At 32.7% G+C, this 24953-nt stretch carries 18 protein-coding genes; 6 read left to right on the top strand and 12 right to left on the bottom strand.

The features are described 5' to 3' along the window. Window positions 1-142 precede the first annotated feature (142 nt). Window positions 143-649: a tRNA (uridine(34)/cytosine(34)/5-carboxymethylaminomethyluridine(34)-2'-O)-methyltransferase TrmL gene (trmL, locus tag ABDB96_RS01965; protein WP_343251841.1), complete on the top strand. Its 507-nt coding sequence runs from the start codon at window positions 143-145 to the stop codon at window positions 647-649. Further along, on the top strand, window positions 649-1314 hold the full coding sequence (gene trmB / locus ABDB96_RS01960; protein ID WP_343251840.1) for a tRNA (guanosine(46)-N7)-methyltransferase TrmB: 666 nt from the start codon (window positions 649-651) through the stop codon (window positions 1312-1314). The genes trmL and trmB overlap by 1 nt, the downstream gene beginning before the upstream one ends. Window positions 1315-1673: 359 nt before the next feature. Here the strand turns inward: trmB and ABDB96_RS01955 are convergent, their stop codons facing one another. The 8 genes from ABDB96_RS01955 to secA form a co-directional block, all read right to left on the bottom strand. Continuing rightward, a complete protein-coding gene (locus ABDB96_RS01955) occupies window positions 1674-2108 on the bottom strand; it encodes an OsmC family protein (RefSeq protein WP_343251839.1) in 435 nt (144 codons plus the stop codon). 228 nt (window positions 2109-2336) lie between these two features. Then, entirely contained in the window at window positions 2337-3419 is a 1083-nt protein-coding gene (locus ABDB96_RS01950) for an ABC transporter ATP-binding protein (protein WP_343251838.1), read from the bottom strand. Between the two features lies 1 nt (window position 3420). Beyond that, window positions 3421-5064: a sugar ABC transporter permease gene (locus tag ABDB96_RS01945; protein WP_343251837.1), complete on the bottom strand. Its 1644-nt coding sequence runs from the start codon at window positions 5062-5064 to the stop codon at window positions 3421-3423. A gap of 21 nt (window positions 5065-5085) precedes the next feature. Continuing rightward, entirely contained in the window at window positions 5086-7704 is a 2619-nt protein-coding gene (locus ABDB96_RS01940; RefSeq protein ID WP_343251836.1) for an ABC transporter permease subunit, read from the bottom strand. Window positions 7705-7797: 93 nt separating this feature from the next. Beyond that, a complete protein-coding gene (locus ABDB96_RS01935) occupies window positions 7798-8286 on the bottom strand; it encodes a hypothetical protein (protein ID WP_343251835.1) in 489 nt (162 codons plus the stop codon). Window positions 8287-8307: 21 nt separating this feature from the next. Beyond that, window positions 8308-9843: a type 2 periplasmic-binding domain-containing protein gene (locus ABDB96_RS01930; protein WP_343251834.1), complete on the bottom strand. Its 1536-nt coding sequence runs from the start codon at window positions 9841-9843 to the stop codon at window positions 8308-8310. 473 nt (window positions 9844-10316) lie between these two features. Then, a complete protein-coding gene (gene uvrB, locus ABDB96_RS01925) occupies window positions 10317-12332 on the bottom strand; it encodes an excinuclease ABC subunit UvrB (RefSeq protein ID WP_425528240.1) in 2016 nt (671 codons plus the stop codon). Then, complete coding sequence (gene secA / locus ABDB96_RS01920) at window positions 12332-15367, bottom strand: preprotein translocase subunit SecA (RefSeq protein ID WP_425528239.1); 3036 nt, start codon at window positions 15365-15367, stop codon at window positions 12332-12334. The genes uvrB and secA overlap by 1 nt, the downstream gene beginning before the upstream one ends. A 300-nt stretch (window positions 15368-15667) precedes the next feature. Here secA and miaA point away from each other — a divergent pair, with 300 nt between their 5' ends. The 3 genes from miaA to rpsD all read left to right on the top strand — a co-directional run bounded on the left by miaA (window position 15668) and on the right by rpsD (window position 18567). Next, on the top strand, window positions 15668-16588 hold the full coding sequence (gene miaA / locus ABDB96_RS01915) for a tRNA (adenosine(37)-N6)-dimethylallyltransferase MiaA (RefSeq protein WP_343251833.1): 921 nt from the start codon (window positions 15668-15670) through the stop codon (window positions 16586-16588). 1 nt (window position 16589) lies between these two features. Next, entirely contained in the window at window positions 16590-17630 is a 1041-nt protein-coding gene (hemW, locus tag ABDB96_RS01910; protein WP_343251832.1) for a radical SAM family heme chaperone HemW, read from the top strand. A gap of 313 nt (window positions 17631-17943) precedes the next feature. Then, window positions 17944-18567, top strand: coding sequence for a 30S ribosomal protein S4 (gene rpsD, locus ABDB96_RS01905; RefSeq protein ID WP_343251831.1), 624 nt, complete (start codon window positions 17944-17946; stop codon window positions 18565-18567). Window positions 18568-18664: 97 nt separating this feature from the next. Here rpsD and ABDB96_RS01900 read toward each other — a convergent pair whose 3' ends face one another. Further along, the gene (locus ABDB96_RS01900; protein WP_343251830.1) at window positions 18665-19264 is read right to left on the bottom strand and encodes an FMN-dependent NADH-azoreductase; all 600 of its coding nucleotides are present in this window, start codon (window positions 19262-19264) and stop codon (window positions 18665-18667) included. A gap of 885 nt (window positions 19265-20149) precedes the next feature. Here ABDB96_RS01900 and ABDB96_RS01895 point away from each other — a divergent pair. After that, on the top strand, window positions 20150-20713 hold the full coding sequence (locus ABDB96_RS01895) for an inorganic diphosphatase (RefSeq protein WP_343251829.1): 564 nt from the start codon (window positions 20150-20152) through the stop codon (window positions 20711-20713). A gap of 291 nt (window positions 20714-21004) precedes the next feature. Here ABDB96_RS01895 and gpmI read toward each other — a convergent pair whose 3' ends face one another. From gpmI to ABDB96_RS01880, 3 genes are read right to left on the bottom strand one after another with little or no spacing between them, the layout of a single operon-like run. Then, a complete protein-coding gene (gpmI, locus tag ABDB96_RS01890) occupies window positions 21005-22540 on the bottom strand; it encodes a 2,3-bisphosphoglycerate-independent phosphoglycerate mutase (RefSeq protein WP_343251828.1) in 1536 nt (511 codons plus the stop codon). Window positions 22541-22546: 6 nt separating this feature from the next. Continuing rightward, window positions 22547-23299, bottom strand: coding sequence for a triose-phosphate isomerase (tpiA, locus tag ABDB96_RS01885; protein WP_343251827.1), 753 nt, complete (start codon window positions 23297-23299; stop codon window positions 22547-22549). A 13-nt stretch (window positions 23300-23312) separates the two neighbouring features. Further along, a complete protein-coding gene (locus ABDB96_RS01880; RefSeq protein WP_343251826.1) occupies window positions 23313-24953 on the bottom strand; it encodes a phospho-sugar mutase in 1641 nt (546 codons plus the stop codon).

The raw sequence follows: 24953 nt of genomic DNA, 5'->3' as shown, positions 1-24953 counted from the left end.
TTTAGTTATTTTTTAAAACGTGAATTAGTACGATATTCAATCAAGTTAGAGAACAGCCAGAGAGAAATTATTATATAGTTAAAAATTAATTTATAAAATAAAAAATAATACGATAATTATTTCTCAATAAAAAAGCAAAAAGATGATTAATAATCTAGACAAAATAAAACAATTAAATATTGTTTTGTACCAGCCTGAAATCCCATATAATACCGGGAATGTTGCACGGAGTTGCGTCGCTTTTAACGCTCGACTGCACCTCATTCGACCTTACGGGTTCTTTTTAAATGACAAAAGAATGATTCGGGCAGCTGTAGGTTATTTCGAGCAAGCCCAACTGCAAGAACACGATAATTTTACATCTTTTCTAAAAACAATAAATAACGAAGATTTAGTTTATTTTCTAACCAAAGAAGGAAGTTTAAACCCGCACCAAATTGATTTTAGATTTGTTGAAAAAAAGCAAATATATTTGGTCTTCGGGCAAGAAACCAAGGGGTTACCAGTAGAACTATTAAACCAATATAAAAATTATACAGTTCGAATTCCTGTTAATGAACAATTACGTAGTTTAAATTTAAGCAATAGTGTTGTTTGTTTAATGTATGAAGTATTACGACAAAATAATTTTAAAGGATTAGTGTTGTAATGCGACTAAGAAGTGATCCCCAGGCACTAATCAAGTGTAAAAAAAGTAATTATTTCACTGACCTAAAAACTGATTCGCAAGCAGTTATTGAACAATTGTTTAGCAATAAAAACAAGCTTTTTCATTTGGAAATCGGAAGTGGTAAAGGCATCTTTTTATGAAAAAAAGCACTTGAAAATCCAACAATTAACTTTCTCGGTCTAGAAAAATATCCAACCGTTGTTAAAAAAGCTTTAACAAAGTATGAAAAAAGTGAAATCAAACCAACAAATCTGCTTTTAATGATCGGTGATGCTTGTAACCTTTTGTCTTATTTTCAAAACCAAACATTTGAAAAAATATATTTAAATTTTAGCGATCCTTGACCGAAAACGCGCCATGCTTCAAGACGTTTAGTAGACATTTCGTTTTTAAAAATGTACGAAACAATTCTGAAGCCAGAAGGTTTAATTGAATTTAAAACAGATAATGATCAACTAAACGCTTATTGTATAAAACAACTAAAATTAAAGCAAAATATTGTGATTTTACATCAAACTAACGATTTACATAACTTACCTAATTCAGATCCATTATTAGTTGATAACATCATGACTGAATACGAAAATAATTTTGTAAAAATTAACAAAAATATTCATAAACTAATTTTTAAATTTCAACACTAATAATAATTAGTATTCCCATCTGACAACAGGAAATTGCATCATTTTCCTAATAGTTAATATTTTGTTTACTAATAACGTGGTTAAAAATTTTAATTAATAGTTTTAATAACAAAATTCAACAAGAAGTTGGGTTAACTTCAAACCAATAATCAAAAATATTCTCCTTTTATTATTGGTGAAATAAAAATATTTGAAAAAATTACCTTAAATCAAGGTAAATATTTCAAACATTTAATTCTACAGTCTTGTTTTTTAAACGAATTTGTAGAAGAAATTAAATAGGAACGGATGTGATAGATTCCGTTCAATTTGTTTTTTTTAGATAATTAGAATTAATTTGCAAAAATCAAAAACTTTAATTAACGCACAACATGAATTACGGTTTGAATTTTTATATCACGTAAACGTTTTAAAGTGTCTGCTAATGGGCAACGTTCTTGTGAACTTTTAACAATTTTAGTAACCGCATTGTTGTCTTCAGGTGTTTGAATATAGAAGTGTTGGATGATTTCAGTTAAACCAAAGTAACGGTTTTCACCACCTAAAGAATCACGTTGAGATTCAATCACAATTTTAGCGTTAGTAAATTCAAATCCTTCAACTTTAGCGTGCATGTTAAATGATGCCAATTCACATGCAGCAACACCATTTAATCATGCATCAACTGGAGTCATACCTTGGGATGCAGCGTTACCACCTGCTTTTGGATCAATAAGAAAATTAAAGCCACGTGCTGTCGCATTGATTGTGCCATCTTCGTTTAAAACTGCCTCGGCATTGTAAGTCTTGATCATGAGAATATCCTTTATATTTTTATATTGCTTATTTACAAACTATTATAATAAGAAATCCAAAAAAAATAAAAAAAAATTATTGCTAAGTGTACATGTGTTCGAAAAAGAACAATCATTCAAATCTTATCTAAAGTTTTTAAGAGTGGTGAGTAATTATTTTACTTATAAAATATTAACAAATATGTAGGAGTAACAGCAAAAGAAAAACTACAAGTTTTCGTGAAAAAATTACTTAATTCGTTCCTGTGAATCCACATCAAAGAAATGAATTTTGCTATTATCAAATTCTAAGTGATACTTCTTACCGCGTTCTAGATTTTGTCCAGGACGCATGGTAACAATTGTGCTATTAGGATTGGCTGAATCAAATAAGCCCTGTTCTTCTTTTCCTAAAATTTCATGCAAGACTAATTCGGCTTCAAAACAAGCCGTATCCTTTTTGCAAAGACTAATATTTTCACTTCTGATTCCCAAATAAACCATTTTATTTTCATATGGCTTTAGTTTTGCTAAATCATGATCAATAATTTTCATTTTGAACCAATTACCAATTAACGCATAACCATCTTTAATTAAGACAGTCATAATGTTCATTGTAGGGTTACCAATAAATTTAGCAACAAAAAGATTATCCGGATAATCGTACAAATGGCGGGGCGTACCAATTTGTTGAATGATAGCATTATTCATTAAAACAATCCGGTCAGCCATGGTCATTGCTTCCAATTGGTCGTGGGTAACATAAACAGTTGTGGTTTCAAGCAGTTTATGAATTTTGACGATTTCGCTTCGCATTTCTTCGCGTAATTTGGCATCAAGATTGGATAATGGTTCATCCATTAAAAATAATTGCGGCTTTCTAGCAATTGCTCTGCCTAAGGCAACCCGTTGACGCTGACCGCCCGAAATATCACTTGGTTTATTTGATAAATAAGCTTCGATTTTTAAGATTTTGGCAACATTTAAAACCCGATTATTAATTAAGTTTTTTGGCTCTTTACGTACTTTTAAACCATAAGCAATATTGTTGTAAACATTCATGTGCGGATACAAGGCATATGATTGGAAAACCATAGCAATATCGCGATCTTTAGGATTTAGTCCGTTAACCCTTACGTTATCAAATAATAAGTCGCCTTTAGTAATCGAATTTAACCCAGCAAGCATCCGTAATAGGGTGCTTTTCCCACATCCTGACGGTCCTAATAAAGCTACAAATTCTTTATCTTGAATTGTGAAATTAATATCTTGAAGCGTGTAGTTTTCCCGACCAGCATATTTTTTTGCAATATTACGAAATTCAATCTTCATGTTATTTTACCGCTCCTTTTGTCAAGCCACTTACTAAAAATTTTTGAGCAATAATAAACAAAATTGTTAAAGGAATACTAGTAATTAGTGCACCTGCTAAAAACACGTATTGGAAGGGATTAGCACCACGAATTAGCGTTCTTAAACCAGCGGCCATGGTGTAGTCCTGTGGCCGGTTACCTAAAACAAGCAGTTGCGGTAAGATCACATCACCAAACGGTCCAATAAAAGATCACAAGGCAATAATGGCAAGCATTGGTTTGGCAAGCGGAATAATAATACTACCAAACACGCGTAAGGTGGATGAACCATCAATTTTTGCCGCCTCATCTAAATCCACTGGAATTGAATCCAAGTAGCCTTTTAAAATAAAGGTATTGCCAGTTAATCCCCCACCAGTATAAATGATGATTAAATACAACAATACAGGCAAATTAGTTAAGTTAAATAACACTAAAAAGGCAGTTAACGCGGCAACTGAAGGAATCATTTGTAGCAACATAACTGTGATAATTGAACTACGACGTCCGGGAAAACGAAAGCGACTAAAAGCATAACCTAATAAAAAGGTGAAAAAAACAGTCGCAAACATTGTTGCAAAAGCCACAATCAAAGAATTTTCTAATCAATTTACAAAAAGTGTTTGCGTAAATAAAATCTGGTAATTAATTCACGGACCACGATCACCCAAAACGTTAGTTGTTCCTAAAAAATTACCACCCTTGCCGTCAAACGATAAAACGACAATTTGAATTAACGGAACTAATATAATCACAGCTCAGCCGATTAGAAGTAAATAAGATAAAATCAGGCTAATGATCTGTGAAAGCGTCATTGGTGGTAAATCAGACAAACGAATGTACTTACTAATTTCGTTTAAATGTCTCAAAAATAAATGAAATTGCGGTAAATGATGGTTTGCAACACTTTTTTTGATTCTTTCATAAACCAAATTAACCTGCTGGCTTAAGTCATTATAATTAATGTAATTTTTTAAAGAATAGCGTTCGTTTTTATAAAAATATAATGATTGTTCAAATTGTAAAATTTCAAAAATTGCCACATCGTTAAAAACCGAATAATCTGTTCCATTTAAATTATGAAAATATTCAGCTAGCATGCTTGCTAAAAACAAGCGGGAATTCCAATAGATTTGACGCACCTGATCAACTTGGCAGTTTAAAACGGTTTGTTTCGTAGATTCAAAAACAGTTATGCTCGCAAATAATTTTGTTGCCAGATCACTTCACTTTTTTCCAAAGTGATTGACATAGTATTCAATCACTTTTTTTAAAACCTTTTTTACTTTTAAAATTTGCAACAATTCGTTTTTATTTTTGGAATTAATTATGGTATACAACGATAATAATTTAATTAGAACTAATAGATCGGTATTAGCTTTGTTATCAGATTTCAAAATGGCTTGACTTAAAATAGTAAGATTGCTGCGCACGTCATACTTTTTAACAAATAAAACCAGTTTATGAAAATCATTATTACTAATAATTTTTTGACTTCTTGTATTACGTAAAATTTGGTTAAAAGCTAGCATCACACTACTGTGCAAACTAAGTTTGAAAGATCTTGCATAGTAGTTAGAAAAAGGATTTAAATTTTGTTTCAATTTTGCTATTGAAGTTTTCATTAATCTCTTCATTTGCATCATTTATAACTCCCTTTTAAATGCTTTACTTTTCAAAAATAAGGTCGCACTAACTGCAACAATTACTACTGACATGATAATTGTAAAAGCACTAGCTAAACCAATTTGGTTATTGTTAGAAGTCGTTAGATTAAAAATTAACGAAATAATAATGTCAGTTGCCCCGGGATTACCTGGCAAGCCAGAAGGACCAACCGGCCCGCCACTAGAAAATAGAAAGATTAACCCAAAATTATTAAAATTAAAAATAAATTGACCAACTAGTAGCGGAGCAACTTGCTGTAAAATCAAAGGAGCAGTAATACTCATTAACGTTCGGAAGCGGTTAGATCCATCAATGCTAGCGGCTTCATAAATTTCTTCACTAATACTTTTTTTAATCCCACTAACGAGCATAAAAACATACGAATGACCCAGCCATATTTGAATGACAATTAATAACAAACGCGTGTAAAACTCGCTTTGGGCAAAAGCGACATTACTACCAAAAAATTGGTTGTAATACGTATTGGTTCCGGTGCCAATAAAACTGGCTGAAAAAAACAGAATTGTTGCGAAAGCCGGCACTGCTCATGGCAAAATATAAACGGTTTTTCAAAAACTTTTCCCTTGAATCCTGGGATTATCTAAAATCAATGCTAAAGTCGTCCCAATTATTACAATGCCAACTGTTACAACCAATGTTCAAATTACAGTTCATCCTGATACATAAGCAAAACTTGCTGAATAAGCCCCAGAAAAAACTTCAACAAAATTAGCCCCGCCATTATAATTTAAGGCGTTACCAGGTGGTTGGGTTTGAAAATTATAATCGGTGAACGCTAGTAAAAATGTCGCTAAAACCGGTAAAGCAACCACAAATGTGATTAAAACAAAAGCCGGTAAAGAAATCACTAATGGTAGCCCTGTACCAGCTAAAAAAGTTTTCAGATCACGAATGTTTTTCGGACGATAGCCATATTCACGATAAAATCCCGAACGTCTTGCATCATAGATTCCTGACATATAAATTAATAACGAATAAATTAACAAAAACAGCGAAATCAAGCCCTCAATAATCCGAAATCTTGCATCTAAATAAATCGTACCAAATAATGGATCAGTTGATTGAACAGGTGATAAGATTGATAATCCAAAAATTCCGCCACCACTCTGGGAGTGATAGCCTTCTACGCCAAAAAAGAACGGTAATGCAAGTGCATAGATAAACAATGATCCTATTAAAAAACCAATACCTTTAAAATATTCCTTATTTAAAAATTGGCCTAAACCTGGTACAAGTAACGATAAAAACATTGCCAGTCACCGGGAATTTTTAAAGGCTTTTGTTGGAATTTTTTTCACTTCATCATCAATTGAAGTGTACATAATTTTTAATAAGCGTTCTTTTTGTTTAATTTTTGTTAATTTTAAAAAGCGAATCTTTTCCTTAAGGGTGTACTGTTCATTTTGATTTTCTAATTCTTTTTTATCAATTTTAAAACGGAAGTTTTTCTCGCGAATTAAATTCTGGTATGCTTTCTTACTTAAATTTTGGCGATTTTTACGAATTTTTTCAATTGTTTTTTGGTGTTCAGATTGCAAAGTAGTTAACTCTGAAGAAGTAACAGAACTACTAGTCAGTGCTGCCAATTGATTTTGAGCATCTAAGATTTGTTCATCAATCTTTTTTCACGATCTTAAAATTTGTTCATAAGTAGTTATCTTGTTAGTCAAATTAATTTGTTTAACTACGGTTTCAAAGCCTTTTTTATTTACTTGTTTTTTTAATTGTTCAGCAGCTTTTTTGATTTTTCGCCCATAAGTTGAGTCCGCACTAACTGCATTAGCAATTGCCAAATAAGGTTCAAGATTTTGATACTTTTTTTCAATTTCATTGATTTCTTGAACCAATTCGTTATATGAGTTTACGTAAAGATTTTTCTGTCTCAACAGTTTGGTTGTGGCGACATAATCAATAGCCGCTTGTTTTCTAGCGGCACGAATTGCGGTTTGGTGCTCTTTTAATTTTTGATAATAAGTAGTTTTGTAATCAGCAACAACTTTTTTAACACTTTTTAATTCATTGGCAACTTGTAGTTTTAATTGCCTTTTTTTAGATTTTTCACCAACAAAAAAATCGTTTTTTAATCTCGCAATTTTTTCTTGTAAATTATTTTCAATAACTTTAACTTTTTCAACATAACCAGAATTAGTTTTTAAAGAATTAATTTGTTTTTTAATTACATCACATTTAGTTTGCAATTCTTTAACTTTTATGTTTTCGACTTGAGTTTGTTGAAAATACAAGACTTCTCTTTGTAAACTTTGTAATTCTAATTCGAGATTAATGCCATTAACAGTTAAAAACGATTTTCGCAATAATTGAACCTGATTCAAGGCGTGATTTTTAAAAACCTTTAATTGGTTTTGAAAATCACGATTCAGACTTTTAAGGGCTAACTGGTAATTAAAATATTTTGACTTAGCATTTTGAATTTGCTTTTTTAATTGATTTTTTTCATTAATTTTCTGAATTTTCTTTTTCTGTAACAAGCCCTTTTTAATCTCATCAATATTTAAAAACCGGACTTTAGATTGTAGCGAACTAAAACTTTCCTTATTTAAATCAAGATCAACCATTAAATCCTCCTAGTTTGATAAATTTTTATAAATTACAAATGAGACTTTTACTATTACCCAAATTTAATCCTATCAAGAAAAACCAATTGTTTATTAAACCCATCGTTTTAAATTGTTTTCGTAAAATTTATTTTGTTTTAAAAGAACAAATATATAAAAAAGGTTTACTAATAAACCGACACAAATGATTGTGACCATCACTTGACTTCAAAGATCACTACTATGAGCAAGTAACCAGTTTGAAACAATGGTGCCAACAACGACAAATGATCAAAACAAAGTAAAGACAAAACCAATTGGAATGTTTTTGTAAGCAAAGTATAAATAGATGGCAAATCCAATATAAAAAACAGAGTTAATAATCATGCGAAAAATTAAAATTTGTCGATAGATTAATTCTGCTTGCTCACTTTTTAAAAGGGGATTATTTTTCAAGTATAAATTAAAACGATTAATGTCAAAAGCGTAGATCAAGGTATTAATTAATTGCACTAATTGTAAGGCAATAATCAAGCCAAGGATTACGTAAAAAATTTCTTTTCTAATTAAAATTTTGTGGGATGTTTTTAACGCTTTTGACATACAACTACTAAATTTGGTTCTTTATTTATTAGCCGTTTCTAAAACACGATTGATGTTGGCTTTAAAATCACTGTAAAACTGGTCAGCACTTGTTGCAAACGTAGTTGAACTTAAACCTAAACGATCCCACGCGTCCCAATAACCATTACCCGGTCAGCGTGGCTGGTCAACATTTAATGCAGATTGCTCTTTAACAGCAGTAATCACAGAGTTGTAAAGTTGACTCATTGCTTCTTTAAAACCTGCTTGGTTAACAAATTTGGATAAATCAATTTTTGGTTTTGGTGATGCAGCTGAAGTAGGATCAGTTAGTACAAGTTTTTCCAAATCTAAATCTACACTAGCATTTTTAGCAGCTGAAATTTTCCCAGCATTAGCAAATCAATCTGATGATAATTGCGAACTAGTTAAAAGTTGGGTGAAATAATTGGCAAATTCAGCACGAGCTGCACGTTCACTGGCAGCTACGTTAGCAAGTTTTTGACGATTTAAAACATAACCTCAACCGCCTTTAAAGTGACGCATTTGGTTTCCATTAAGTTTAGGAAGTTTTTTAGTTTCTAAATTTTTTAACGTTTCAACGGCTTGAGCAGGTGTATCTTTATTAGCAAGAAGCACATATGAAACTAAATCATTTAAAATTCACGGTCCATCTAAACTCATGCCGATTTGTCCTTTTGCTAAACCATCGCGTGTAGTGGCGTCGCGTTGTGGACCACCTTCACCAACTGTTTTCAAATTGTTATCATTTGATTTACGCAAGTTACTTTGATAAGTGTAAGCCTTTTTAATAATGTCAACCGATTCTTGATCATTGATAAATGGAGCAGTAATGTTGGGCTTATTACCATCGGCTCATTGTTTCGAAGCATTTTTAACGCCTTTTTCTTTGGCAAATAAACCATTAAATAACGTGGAACCAATTCATAAGTCAGCAAATTTTGTTACAAACTTTGATTCTTCTGGTGATTTTGATAAAACTGATTCCAAATCTTCAGGAAGCGTTGGTGTTACCTTTTTATTCCAATAAGTGATTACTGATTCAACATTTAAAGGGTAGGCATAATATCCGTCGCCAATTTGTACCATTTGTTTATTATCACCATATTCTTCCAATCATTTATCTTGATCTTTTTGAGTGGTTCCAACTTGGAGTGCAAGTTGCAAATCGACAAGATTTTGAAAACGATCTAAGGGAGCAGCAAAAACATCGGCCGCATTTTTTGCTTGAGACTGCACAGTATTAGTAATATAATCAATCGATGAAGTGGTTTTTAAATCGATTTTCTTCACTCGCTTTTTTAAGCCATCAGGTAGTAAATTAATCGCCTTATCAATCACCGGTGATCATGCTGAATCATGTGTAACTTCAATTTGACCCTGCCAATTGTTTTGGTTTTTTATAACCATTTCTTGAGTAATAGTTTGGTTAAAACTATTGTTTTTAAGAGTAGTTCCTTGATCAGCAGTTTTAGCATTGCTACATGCAGTCGCCAAAAAGATTACACCTAACTGAAAAAATGATCCAAAGTAATAAATCTTATTTTTATATCTCATAATGAATCCTTAAAAACTTCTTTATATTAATTTGGATTATACACTATTGTAAACTGATTCTTTTTAAATAGTTTGCAAATTATTAAGATTTTTGGTAACCATAAAATAATGGAAATTTGATAATTCAAAATTGCTTACTTTTATAGCAAAAATTGATAAAAATTAATATATCCAGAAACTGGTAGCAATCATTTATTTACGTAACAGTTTTACTTGGGCAAAGCAACATTAATAACAAAGGTAAAGCAGGAAGAATTTTAAAATAAAAGGACAAGGAAAGAAAAGGCTATCTTTGAAAACACCAAATTTATGTCAATGCATTTTTTTTGTAAATTTCCTTAAAAATTACATAACACTTCGAAATTTCACTACCTAAATTTGCCAAAAACGTCCTTACTATAGAACCCAAACGTTTCCTGCAAGGATTAATCTAAAAACTAAAATTTGTTTTAATTGTTAATACTTTATAACTATTAATTTTTATTTGATTTTTTAGTTATCTTTTTTGATTGGCTTGCTTCTAACTCAATAATTGCATCCCGTAATTCTGCAGCTCGTTCATACTGCTGGTTTTTAGCAGCCGCAAGCATTTCTGTGCGTAAAGTTTCAATCAATTTTGTCGTGTCTTGCAGACTTTTGGTTTTTTTCTCAAGGTATTCATTAATTTTCCGTGATGTTTCTTTGTTGCTTAAATTTTCATAAATTGGTTTAACAATACTCTTTGGGGTAATCTTGTGCTTCTTGTTAAAGGCCAATTGAATTTCGCGCCTACGGTTGGTTTCATCAATCGCTTTTTGCATTGCATCACTAACTGTATCACCATACATGATTACCCTTCCTTTAATGTTTCTAGCGGCCCGGCCAATTATTTGGATTAGCGATTTATCACTTCGGGGAAAACCAGATTTATCAGCATCAAAAATACAAATTAATGAAACTTCGGGAACATCAAGACCTTCTCTTAATAAATTAATACCAACAATACAGTCATATTTGCCTTTTCTTAAATCGTTGATAATTACTGACCTTTCTAACGTCTTTAATTCATTATGTAAATAAACCGCTTTAATCTTTTTTTCCTTTAAATATTCTGATAAATCTTCAGCCATTTTAATAGTCATTACGGTAATGAACGTCCGTTGGTCATTAGCAATTTGATTTCTTAATTCGGCAATTAAATCATCAATTTGGTTTTTGCTAGACCTAACTTCAATCACCGGATCAATTAAACCAGTTGGGCGAACAATTTGTTCGACAATTTCGTGGTTAGATGCACCAATTTCCCAGTCATTTGGAGTTGCACTAACATAGATGGTGTATTTGGTTTTCTTTTCAAACTCTTCAAAATTTAAGGGACGGTTATCGATGGCTGACGGCAAGCGATAACCATATTCAATTAAGTTTTTCTTTCGTGATTGATCCGTATTGTACATTCCCCGAATTTGGGGTATGGAAATATGCGATTCATCAATTACTAGTAACCAGTCCTTGCCAAAATAATCAAATAAACTCCACGGTGTTGATCCAGCGGGGCGTAATTCTAAATGTCGTGAATAATTTTCAATGCCGTTACAAAAACCAAATTCTTTTAAATTTTCTAAATCATATTTGGTTCTAGTTTCGATCCGTTGGGCTTCAATTAGTTTATCGTGGGCAGTAAACCATTTCACCCGATCTTTCATTTCCTTTTGAATTAAACGTAATGATTCGTTCATGCGGTCCCGATTCATAATGTACTCATCAGCTGGGCCAAGAACATAACTAATCCAACGTTCAATTAAAGAATTAGTGGTCACGTCCATTTTGGCGATTTCTTCAATTTCGTCATCAAAAAATGACAATCGTAAATAAAATTGATCAGTATAACCAGGGGCAATTTCCACAACATCACCATTAACCCGAAAGTTGCCCGGAGCCATTTCAATCCGGTTAAATTTATAGTTTAAATGCACAAGACGCCGCTTTAAATCCGATATTTTAATTTTGTTACCCTTTTTAAAAACAATGCGAAAGTTTTCAAAGTCATCAGGAGGAGCACTAGGATAAATGCAGGCGACTGATGCCACAACAATCACATCGCTTCGTGATGAAACAGAATTTAAAGTAGCTAACCGCAACATTTCAATTTCGGCATTAGTCATTGAACTTTTTTCGATGTAAGTGTCAGTCTTTGGTATATAAGCTTCGGGTTGGTAAAAATCAAAGTAAGAAACAAAATATTCAACAGCGTTATGGGGAAATAATTCCTTAAATTCCAAATACAATTGGGCAGCTAAAGTTTTATTTGGAGCTAAAACTAAAGTTGGTTTATTAATTTGTTGAATTACGTTAGCAACCGTAAAAGTTTTCCCAGTTCCTGTTGCACCTAGTAAGACTTGTTTGTATTTCTTTTTTAATAAGCCATCAACAAGTTTTTGAATGGCTAGTGGTTGGTCACCAGCCGGATGATTTTTACTAACTAAATTAAATTTATCCATTGCTATTGCCATTAGTTACTTTTTTCAATTAAAACCTCTTTATCGTTAACAAGTTCCATAACTAACTCTTTTTTACTCTTTTCAATTTTAGTAAAAATCCCTTTTTGCTCCACATCATTTGCAACATTAACTGCATCATTCGGTTTAATTGGTGAACGAACTGGAGGTTTTGCGATCTGAACAGTATGCATTATCGGAGCAGTAACTTTAATTTTTGCTGGCGAATAAACAATTGGTTTGGTCGCAATAATTTTTGGTTTACTATTTTTAGCAATTGTTTGGGCAACTTCAACACCAGCAAACGAGTCGGGATCACTAACGGGTGTTGAAAATGATTCGTCGCTACTAACTTCAACAACGTCTTTAATAACTTCAACAGCTTCAAGTTCGTTTTGGGTTTTTTGATCAACGGTAAATTCTTCAATCCGATCGTCTTCAATAAAACTGGCATTCACATCTTCTGTAGGTTGTAAATGCCCGGTCGGAATTGATTCTTTCACAAATTCAGTTAAAACCGGAACGGGATCTATATCTAGTTCCGGCAATGGGTTAGTTACCGGTGGTTTAACCGGTTCTTTGGTAGTAGTTAAATCTTCAGAAGAATCGTTTTTGTCAACAAAAGATTGCTGGTTTTGTTGCCGAATTTGCTCTAAGCGAGCAAGTGCTTCGGCCCGCTGTTGCAAAGCAACTGAATCAACAACTGGTTCAACTTGCGAAGTTGGTGTTGACAATTGACAAATAGCAACAATGACATTTCTAGCAATTTTCGCCAACATACTAACAAACAAAAGGTCACCTTCTTTAACATAAATATTTAAAGGACTAGTTTGTTCTAACGATCTTAAACTCACACCTTCGCGCAGTTTAATCATGCGATCCAAATGCTTAATTCATTCGTTATCCATCGCTTGAATGATAATATTTTTAAAAATATTAGTAGCAATCGCTTCAGTAATCAATTCAATTTTATGTTCAATCATGTTGTTAACCATTGTCGTTGCTTTTTCAACTGCTTGGTTAATGTTGAGATTTTCAAAATGACTCGGTTTACTTACTCCAATTCCTAGTAATTCGTTATTTAATGCTTCTGATAAATAAGTGTGAACAACTAAATTTTGGTTTTTCGCATCCTTATAATCGTTAACAAATTTAACAATAAATTGACCTAACATTTTATCGATTACGGGTTTTAGTTGTTTAGCTAATAAAACCTTATCACGTTGCTTGTAAACTAATTCCCGCTGGTTCGCTAAAACATGGTCGTAATCGATGAGATTTTTTCGCACATCAAAATTGACTGATTCCACCTTTTTTTGCGTGCGGTTTAACATTTTCGAAAAGAAAACCGAGTCAAAAGAGTCATCACCTAATTTCACAATTGCTTTATCAATCGTGTCTTTGGCAAAACGCTTAAACAAACTATCTGACATACTAATAAAGAAACGACTGGCACCAACATCGCCTTGTCGCCCCGAACGACCACGAAGCTGGTTATCAATCCGACGTGATTCATGGCGCTCAGTTCCAATTACATACAAACCGCCCAGTTCCAAAACACCTTCACCAAGTTTAATATCTGTTCCTCTACCAGCCATGTTAGTCGATAAAGTAACCGCATTTTTTTCACCAGCATGACTAATAATTTCGGCTTCCCTAGCGTGGTTTTTTGCATTAAGGACTTCGTGTTTAATGTTCACTTCGTGTAATAAATTCGACAAAATTTCCGAATCTTCAACACTGCCCGTACCAATTAAAATTGGTTGTCCCTTGGCATGAATTTCCTGAACGTGCTTGACAACTGCTTGTCATTTAATTTTGGCATTACCAAAAACATAGTCAGGATAGTCCTTGCGACAAATGGGACGATTGGTAGGTACGGGAACGACCACCATGTTGTAGATTTTCATGAATTCTTCATGCTCAGTTAGTGCGGTGCCCGAAACGGCTGCTAATTTTTTATAAAGGCGGAAGAAAGATTGGTAGGTGATGGTAGCAACCACAACGTTTTCAGGTTCGATCGGCACGCGTTCTTTGGCTTGAACGGCTTGGTGTAACCCACTATTGTAACTTCTACCTTCTAAAACCCGCCCGGTAAAATGGTCAACAATCAAGATCTTATCGTCGCGAACAATGTACTCTTTACCGTTTTCAAAAACTTTACAAGCCATTAAGGCGTTACCGATTTTATGGAATAAGTCCGAGTTTTCAATATCAAATAAATTTTGTACATTAAAGAATTTTTCGGCTTTTACCATTCCAGTTTCTGTTAGTGAAGGCGAGCGCGATTCGGGATCAATTTTAAAATCATCATCAGTTAAACTATTAACAAACTTATCAGCTTCAAAATACTTACTGAAATCCTTTTTTGGTTGCCCTGAAATAATTAATGGCGTTCTTGCTTCATCAATTAAAATCGAATCGCCCTCATCAACAATGGCAAAATGTAACCCACGAATTTTCTTATCGTCGTAATTGTAAACCATATTATCACGCAAGTAATCAAACCCTAATTCGGAGTTTGTCGTGTACGTTAAGTCCTTTGCAAACGCCTCTTTTTTCTGTCATGGCGATATGTTAGCAGTGTTGCATCCAACGGTTAAATTTAAACGGGCAAAAATTTTGGCAGCTAATGCCGCATCCCGTTGGGCTAAATACTCGTTAACAGTGACAATATGAACGCCCTTTTTGTCTAAAGCGTTCAAATAAGCAACCAGCATTAATGTTAAGGTTTTTCCTTCGCCAGTTACCATTTCGGCAAAATCGCCCTGGTGAACAATAAATGCACCCATTAACTGCACTAGATAAGCAAATTGATTGGTTTCGCGATAAATCGCTTCCCGAATTGCGGCAAATGCTGGAACTAAAATATCATCTAAGGTTTTATTGTTGCTCAATTCGCCGATAAATTCATCTGATTTTGCAAATAACTGTTCATCAGTTAAGACTCGGTATTCATCTTTTAAAGCATTAATGGCATGAGCTGCTTTTTGGGCACGCTTTAAAATACGATTTTTTGGAGCAATTAATTTAAAAAAATTATGAAGCATGTTTTTATAACCCGTTAAATTTGGTAAAAATAAATAACTAACAACAAATCTAATCTTTGCTGCAGCGATCATCATGGATGTTTAATTAATTATATAAAATATAAAATAAAAAATATTATTAGTAAGTGCCAGCAAGAATAATCACAAAAAACCTGTTTCATTTTTAAATTCATTTTTATTATCTAAAAATTGATGTTTTTTATGAAAAAATAGAACTATTAGATTCTTTCGAACCGTTAAATTTAGTAATTAGTAAAATATGAAATTAAAAAATAACCATCGCTTGCTGAAATTTATAACATGTTACAAAAAGTATTAGCTATCGTTGGACCAACTGCTTCAAAAAAAAGTCGTCTGGCTTTACGGTTAATTCGTGATCTAAAATTAAATAGTGAATTGATTAGTGCAGATGCTTTCCAGATATATAAGGAACTCAATGTTGGAACTAATAAACCTTCAGATAAACAACTTCAACAGGTCAAGCACCATTTTATTAATCATTGTGATATTAATGAAAAATGAAGTATTTATCGTTTTCAAAACGAAGCTAAACCCTTATTAAAAACCATCCATGATCAAGGTCAATTACCCGTAGTTTGCGGCAATTCACATTTGTATGTTGATGCTTTGCTGAAAGACTATCATTTAGAAAAGAAGGATATGTGAAGTGATTTGTCAGAACAAAATTACGCAACATGAACTAACCAAGCCCTTTACGATAAGTTAACGTTAATAGACCCTAAAGAAGCGTCAAAAATCAATGTTAATAACCGGCGGCGTTTAATTAAAGCAATCACAATTTGTGAACTAAACAATGTTCCAAAATCAAGTCTTGATGTGCAAACAACTTTTAAATACAATACCTTAATGATTGTTTGTATGCCGCCCCGATCTCTTTTATATGAATGATTAAATATGCGAACGATGCAAATGTACCAAAATGGTTGAGTAGATGAAATTAGATCATTATTAAAAAAATATCCAAATTTAATGCATACGCAAGCCATTAAAGCAACAGGATATTATTATCTAGCATCATGTCTAGTTCAAAAGCAAACCATTGATTTAGAATATTTAAAGCAATTACCAAGAAATCTGGCGAAGCGGCAAATTTCCTGGTGTAAAAGCCGTTATTTTAACCAAGCAATTGTGTATGATGAAACCAAAGATTCATACGATGAATTAAAGCAAAAAGTTGCAAATTTTTCGAAGGCAAACTAACGTGACCCAACATTTATACCTGCATATTCCCTTATGCAAAACAATCTGTACCTTTTGTGATTTTAAAAGAGAGTTAATGTGTGACTATGATCCGAAAAAAGTCGTAACTTACTTAGTCAAACAATTGAAACGTTTTAAAAATAAGCAATTTAAAACCATTTATTTGGGTGGTGGAACCCCAAATGCTTTAGATAATAACGATTTAAATTATTTGTTAAGTCATTTAAAACCACTAACTAATAACAGGTGTGAATTTACAATTGAATGTAATCCTGATTTAATCACTGAAAATCAAATCAAAGTGATGAAGATCAATAAGGTTAACCGGATTTCTTTAGGTGTCCAATCAACAAATAACCGGATCTTGCGACTTTTAAATCGTTTGCACTCAATTGAAACCTGTTATACCGCAGTAAGTTTGCTGCAAAAACATGGATTTAAAAACATCTCAGCTGACTTTATCTATGCGTTACCTTTACTGAAAGTAAGTGACGTCAATGATGCCATTGAATTTGTTGTTAAAAACCATCTGACCCATATTTCCTTTTATGGATTAGATTTAAAACCAGGATCAATGCTTACCAAGCAACATTACCAAATTAACCAAGATGATGAGGCCGATCAATTAGAAGCAGCAATCATTGGTTTAGCAAAAAATGGTTATGAGCGGTACGAGGTTTCCAATTGAGCAATCAATAAAAAATACCGCTCTCAACATAACTTAGCTTATTGGTATACAAAAGATTGGGCTGCAGTCGGCTATGGGGCTCATGGTCTTGAAAAAAGAATATCGTATGAATACATTAATTCCATTAATAAGCCAATAAAACGTTCACGAAAAATGAATCCAAAAAAATATTTTTTACAAATTTTAATCATGGGATTAAGACTTCTTGAAGGGATTGACATTTCAATTGAACCATACAAATCAGCTTACAATTATTACAAAGATAAACTAAAATTTGTCCATATTAAAAATAAAAAATTAGTCTGTGACAACATCAATCTATTGAACAACAGTATTATTGATTTATTTGAATAAATATCACAAGAATATTGATTCTTGTTTTGACTTAGTCCAATACTAAACCAAAGAAAAACAATAACTAGTTAAATGACATTATCTCACAAGATATTAAGTTTGAAAAGTTTCAAGATTAAATTTAGATATGTTAAGATATTAATGCACAGTTCAGCAGAATGGTATTGTTTTAAATAAACGTTAACTATTGTTTTGGAAGTAAGAAATGCTGAAAGATTCTGAAACCATTAATAACGTTTCATAAAACAAGAATCATTATTTAACGTAACTAGTGTTTTAATACAATATCAAAGATAAAAAAGAAGGTTTTATTATGTCAAGATATACAGGCAGTATTCACCGCCGCTCGCGTCGTTTAAATTTTTCGTTATTAGAAAACAATAAGGAATTTTCAAAAGGGAAAAAACGTAGTACTATTCCCGGACAACATGGAAATGCAAAAATGCGACCAAAGTTGTCAGGATATGCCGAACAACTTCAAGAAAAACAACGGATGCAGTACATGTACGGAATTACTGATCGCCAATTCAGACGCTTGTTTTCTGTTGCTAAAAAAATGGAAGGCATTCTGACAATGAACTTGTTTAGAGTTCTAGAATCGCGGTTAGATAATTTAGTGTACCGCATGGGTTTTGCCCCAACACGTCGTGGTGCTCGCCAATTGGTGAATCATGGTCATGTTAAGGTTAACCAAAAAACGGTGGATATTCCTTCAAGTATTATTCCGGTTGGTGCAATTATTGAAATCAAAGAGAAGGCTCGTAATTTACCAATGGTAAAAGCAACAATTGAAAGCAAAAACGCTTGTGGATTTGCTGAGGTAAATCACAAAACTTTTACCGGGACTTACGTTCGCTATCCAGAGCGCAATGAATTACCAGGTGAAATTAATGAAACGTATGTCGTTGAATGGTATAAACGATTAGTTAAAAAATAGTTTTATACTAGTTGCTTCTTCATACAAACCAAAATTAAAGTAAAAAAAACAAGTGGGGTCCTTTCACCTCACTTGTTTTTTTAATAAAATTAGTGCTCTAAAACTGTTCAGCAGCTCATTTGATACGAGCATCATAGTCCTTAATTGCATCTTCTGGTTTTTTATTAGCATAAGTTACTTTAGTGCTGGCTAATAAAAGTGGTTCGACAACATTAGCTCCTAAAAAATCCCAAATTCCGCGTAAATTTTCCGTATGATTTCCCCATTGGTATCATCCAAATGGTGCTCCTTGGGTTGTTAATATTTGAACCTTTAAATTACCTAATAGCCCTTTTGCTTCGCCTTTTTTTGAGTACTTATAAGAAAAAGTTTTATTTGCGACAGAAATATGATCAATATAGTTTTTTAAAGTTGCTGGAATACCAAAGTTTGTCATTGGTGAAGAGATTACAACTTTATTTACACTTTTTAGTTGTTCAATATATTTATCGCTATCTGCGTCATTTCAATACATAGCCAAATTGCCACTAGTCATCGTTTTTGCAGCCATTGGTAGATTATTTAAATCAATAATTTCAACAACATCGGTTGGATTTTTAGCCTTATAGTATTCCAAAAATTTGTTTAGCAAATGTGTTGAGAATGAATCAGTGTCCGGCATCATTGATGATTTTAAAACAAGCACTTTATTGTTCATAGATGTAAGAAAACCTTTCGAAATGGATTTATAACCATAAAAGCAAATCAATTATATAACATGAATATTATAGTTAACACCTAGATGCATAAATTTATTATTTGTTCTTTAATAGAATAAAAAACCAATGTTGTTTCAACTTATAAATTGAACGCTTGATAACTAAAAATTTCAACGATTTATTTCAACATAATAAGTTTTAAAAATTAATTAATTTTCACAAAAAATGGCTTATTTTAACTTACCAATTCATCCCATTTAAAAATAAAAAATGATCATATTTTTTGTCTTATAAAGTTTAAAATTAATGAAAAATGAAAGAATAAAACTATATTTAGCACGAGATTATTTAACTAGTTAAAGGAGCCAGCGTTGATTAGAATGAAAAATTTTAAAATCCAAGCTTTGCTTTGATCGAGCAATCGTTTAACAAGAACAAATCAAGTCCGCTATCTCCAAAAAAAATTTAAAAAAATAAATAAGTTGTTTTATCAGCAGATATATTTCTGGCTGATATTATCAATAATGATTCGGGTGTATATATATATATTGAATTAGATATTGCAATTATGTCTCTTAAAAAACCCATTATTATTTCCACTAATTCCGACATTCGTTTAAAAGATGTTAACCATTATGGAATTCCTTTCTAGTTAGGGTTTGCAATTAAACTCTGGGGGGTATTTTAATTTACGGTCAATCTGTTTGTAATTTTAACCAACTAATTTAATATATTAGAAAATCTTTTAGAAAATAAAAATAAACGCCTAGGTAACCTAAATAAAAGCATGATTTTATTAAACTTATAATATTATTTAAAATTCACCCACAAATAATAAATTAGAATGATGTTTTATAATTAGTAAAACCTATAAGGATTAATTTATGGAAAAAAACATTATATTAAACATAACAGTAGAAATTCCTAAACATTCAAATGTTAAATATGAATATGACCGAAAAACAAAACAAATCACTGTTGATCGAATTTTATATGGTGCCAATTACTATCCACAAAACTATGGTTTCATCAAAGAAGCGCTAGATTGGGATGGCGATGAACTTGACTGCTTAGTCATTAGTGACCAACCCTTTATTTCGGGGGTAATTGTTCCAACAAGAATTATTGGAGCAATGGGAATGATTGATAACGGGGAAACTGATACGAAATTAATTGGCGTAATTGCTTGTGACCCAAGGTATGAACATATTAAAGATTTAAAAGATGTAAGCAAACACTTGTTAGATGAAATTCAGAATTTTTTTGAAACATATAAATTATTACAAAAAAAATGAGTTGTTGTCACTGGATTCAAAGATGCAAATTGAGCACTTCAAGAATATCAGGAATGTGTCCAATTAATGAATAAATACGGTTCATTGGATAAAGATGAATTTATCGCCAAAATGAAAACAGAACATCCAGAAAAATATATGGTTGCGAAATAAGATTTAGCATAGTCTTGTACAAAAAAATAAAACTTATAAAAAAACCAATGTTAATCATTGGTTTTTTGCTTTCTATTTAGTCATTATTGAATATCGATTCATCGATTTTTTCGTAATAAATCCTGATGTAAAATAACAACAGTTATTTTTTGTGATTAGTGTTCAATCCAACCTGTATTAAGATGGTAAATGTTTTTAAAAAAAATTGGAATTATTCCAGTATTTTCCTAAATTCAATTAAATGAAAATAAAGTTTTCATGCAAATAGAAGATAAGGAAAACTAAACTTGCTTAATTATTTTTTACAAGAATTGATTTTTCGTCCATTTCTTTAGGAATTTCAATTTCCATGTAGTCTAAAATAGTTGGAGCGACGTTTGCTAGCTTACCACCATCGAGTAATTTAATATTTTTGTCAGTACAAGTAAAAGGAACGGGGTTAGTGCTATGCTTAGTTACTGGCTCATTTTTGTCATCAAGCATCACTTCAGCGTTACCGTGATCAGCAGTAAAAAATAAAGTCACATTATTTTGAATACATGCATCAATAACCCGACCTATTTGCACATCAAGCATTTCCAGTGCTTGAACCGTAGGTAAGTATTTACCTGTATGACCAACCATATCAGGATTAGCGTAATTCAAAACAGTTAGCTCGTACTTACCAAGAGTAGGAAGTAAAGCGTCAGTAATTTCTTTACAAGACATTTGAGGAACTAAATCGTATGTTGGCACACTACGATTGGAAGGAATTAAATTTTTAGTTTCCTTTGGATAATCAACTTCTTTACCGCCATCAAAAAAGAAAGTCACGTGGGCGTATTTTTCGGTTTCAGAAATTCTTAATTGTTTTAAACCAGCATTAGCAATAACTTCACCTAAGGTATTTTTAAAAGTTTCAGGCGGGAACGCAACGGCTGAAGGGACAATACCTTCATATTGCATCATCGTTACAAAAAATAAGCCATCGCGACGCATTTTTGGTTGAACTTGATAGTAGTTTGAACCATAAATATAGTGACTTAATTGCCGAGCACGATCCGGACGGAAGTTAGCAAACACAACTGCATCATGATCTTGCAAAGTAATTGTTTGCAAATCAGTCACGGCATTAGTAGCAGGTTTGATAAATTCATCCGATTCATTTTTAGCATATGATTCTTTAATATATTGAATTGGATCATTAAAAGTAATTTGTGCACCATGTAATAAGGCATCATAAGCTAGATCAATACGCTCCCAGCGCTGGTCGCGATCCATCGCATAATACCGACCAGAAATCATGCCAATGGTTACATTTAATTCTTTCAAAGTTGGTAATAATTGTTCAAGATCGTGCAACAATGATTCTGGCGGAACATCCCGACCATCGCCGAAAATATGTAAAACCGTTCTTACGCTAGCTTGGTGTGCTAATTTTAAAGTTGCAACGATGTGATTTAGTAAACTATGAACCCCACCGTGGGAAACTAAACCCATCACATGCAATTTTGAATCGTGTTTTTTTGTGTGAGCAACAGCTTGGTTTAAAGCAAGATTTTCGTAAAAAGAGTGATCACTAATTGCTTTATTAATTAATGATAGCCCTGTGTAAATAATTCTACCAGCACCAATGTTCAAATGACCAACTTCCGAATTGCCAATTTGTCCTTCTGGTAGCCCAACCGCTTGTCCAGAAGCGGCAAGCAAAGTGTGGGGAAATTCAGCAGATTGTAAGCGATCTAAATGGGGAGTTTTTGCATTTAATACCGCATTCCCTTTAACTTCTTTGCAAACGCCATAGCCATCCAAAATCATTAATAAAACTTTGCGGTTATTACAAGCCATAAAAAACTATTGATCTCCTAGTAAACTTAAAAAATCTTTAGCACTTAAAGATGCTCCACCAACTAAAGCCCCATCAATGTTTGGTTGGGCCATTAGTGATTCAATATTGTTTGGCTTGACTGAACCACCATACAAAATCGGAATTTTTTTAGCAAGAGTATCATTCGTTAATTTTGACAAATGCAGGCGAATTTTTTTAATGGTACTTTCAGCAATTTCGGCAGTTGCCGTTTTTCCAGTTCCAATCGCCCAAATTGGTTCGTAAGCAATAATTAATTGATCTAAATATCGTTGATCAACCCCATGAATGGCTTTTTCTAATTGACTTGCACAAACACTATCTGTCACATTGGCTTCAAACTGAGCATTAGTTTCACCAATACACAAAATTGGCGTCATACCATTTGTTAACAAAGCATTAATCTTTTGATTAACAATGGCATCAGTTTCGTGATAGTACTCCCGGCGCTCGGAGTGCCCAATAATTACTGTATTAACACCAAGGTCTTTCAATTGCGAATAACTAACTGTTCCCGTATAAGCGCCAGTGCTAATAAAATTGGCATCTTGAGCAACGGTTACCATTTGTCCTTTCGCTAACGATAACACTAAAGGTAAATGAATAAAAACAGGGGCAACACCACATCAATTCGCATGTTTCTTTTCTAGTAAAACCGGGTTAACTTCGGCAAAAAACGCTTGAACTTCAGCTTGCGTTTTATTCGTCTTTCAATTGCCAATAATAATTCGTTTTTTCATAATAATCCTATCTTTATAGATCTAAAATTGTCTTTAATTCTTTTTCAATATCCATCGCTTCTTGCTTTAACTTAATTAATTGATCACCATAAAGATTAAAATAAATCTTAAATTTCGGCTCGGTTCCCGAAGTACGAAACCTTAACCAAGAATCACCATCTAACAATCAATCAATGCAACCGCCAACTTCGTTTCACTCAATACGAGTAATTTTCCGGCTTGCGATTTGATTAGACGAATAGTGTAAAAGCTTTTCCATGCGTTTTTTGGCTAGATCTTTCCAATTTAGTTCTTTAAACGTAAAAGCAATCGTATCGTTATAAATATTACCAAATTCAGCATAAATTAATGTTTCTAAAAAATCAACTAAATCCATGTGGTGAAATTGCTTGGCATGATAGTAAATTTCTAACGTTAATGCTGCGGCTTGAAAGCCATCCTTATCGCGTCCGATTAACGAATTTAAAGCCCCGATTGCTTCTTCAAAAGCAACAACAAAATCCTCACGTTCACCAATTTCGGTCACTTTTGCACCAATTGATTTAAACCCAGTTGCTGTGCGATAAACTTGACCGCCATATTTTTGAATCATTCGGTCAACCAAATTCGTGGAAACATAAGAAGATACAATAAATGGGGGTTTAGTAAACTTTTTCGTTTTAAGCATGTAGTAAGTATAAATGATGCCCATTTCGTTACCTGTAAAAAACCTTCAATCATGGTTTTTACGAACAGCAATTGCAAAACGATCCGCATCTGGATCTAGTTGAATAATGACATTCGCGTTATGAAAATTAGCATATTTGATTGATAATTCCCACGCAACAAGATTTTCGGGATTTGGTGATTTAGTATGGGTAAAATCACCATCATATTCACATTGTTCAACAACCGGAATGATGTTAGTGTAGCCCAAGCGTTTTAAAAATTGCGGTAATAATTTACTAGCAGTTCCGTGTTGACCACTAAAAATAATTTTGTCATGTTTCAATAATTGGCAATCAGTGTTAATTAAAACTTGACTAATCGCCTTAAAATATTCATCAAAAATCGCATCACTAATAAAAGTAATTAAAGCATTATTAGCATTAATTTCTAAGTCCAAAATTAAATCGGCAGGTGGCATTAGTTCAACGATTTTTAAACAATCTTCGGTTAAGATTTGGCCACCAGTGGAATCATAAACTTTAAAGCCATTGTCGGTTTTTGGATTATGGCTAGCAGTAATAATGGCCGCCCCGTGGGAGCCTAATTTGCGAATGGTATAAGATACAATCGGGGTAGCCACTAGTTGATTATTATCATATAAAAGCACATTAATGCCAAGTGATGTTAACACATCAGTCACCACGTTACTAAAGAAAACCCCATGATTGCGGTTATCATGAGCCACAATAATATTAATTTGTTGAGCGGGATATTTCTTTTTTAAAAATAAGCCATATCCTAAAGCAATTTGCCGGTAAGTAAATTCATTTAAATACTGGGTTCCTGGACCCATTTTGCTTCTAATTCCAGCTGTACCAAAAACCAATGGAGCCAAATCAAATGCAGTCTTTAGTTCGTTAGCATCCATTGCTAAAATTTGGTTTTTTAACTTTTGACCAACTTTAGGATGATTTAATCATCGGTTTACGATTAGTTCGGATATCAT

Source organism: Mycoplasma amphoriforme A39 (genome assembly GCA_000723365.1).
Classification (GTDB): domain Bacteria; phylum Bacillota_I; class Bacilli_A; order Mycoplasmatales; family Mycoplasmoidaceae; genus Mycoplasmoides; species Mycoplasmoides amphoriforme.
The sequence above is the reverse complement of the archived record's forward strand: the minus strand, read 5'-3'. Positions and strand labels throughout refer to the sequence as shown.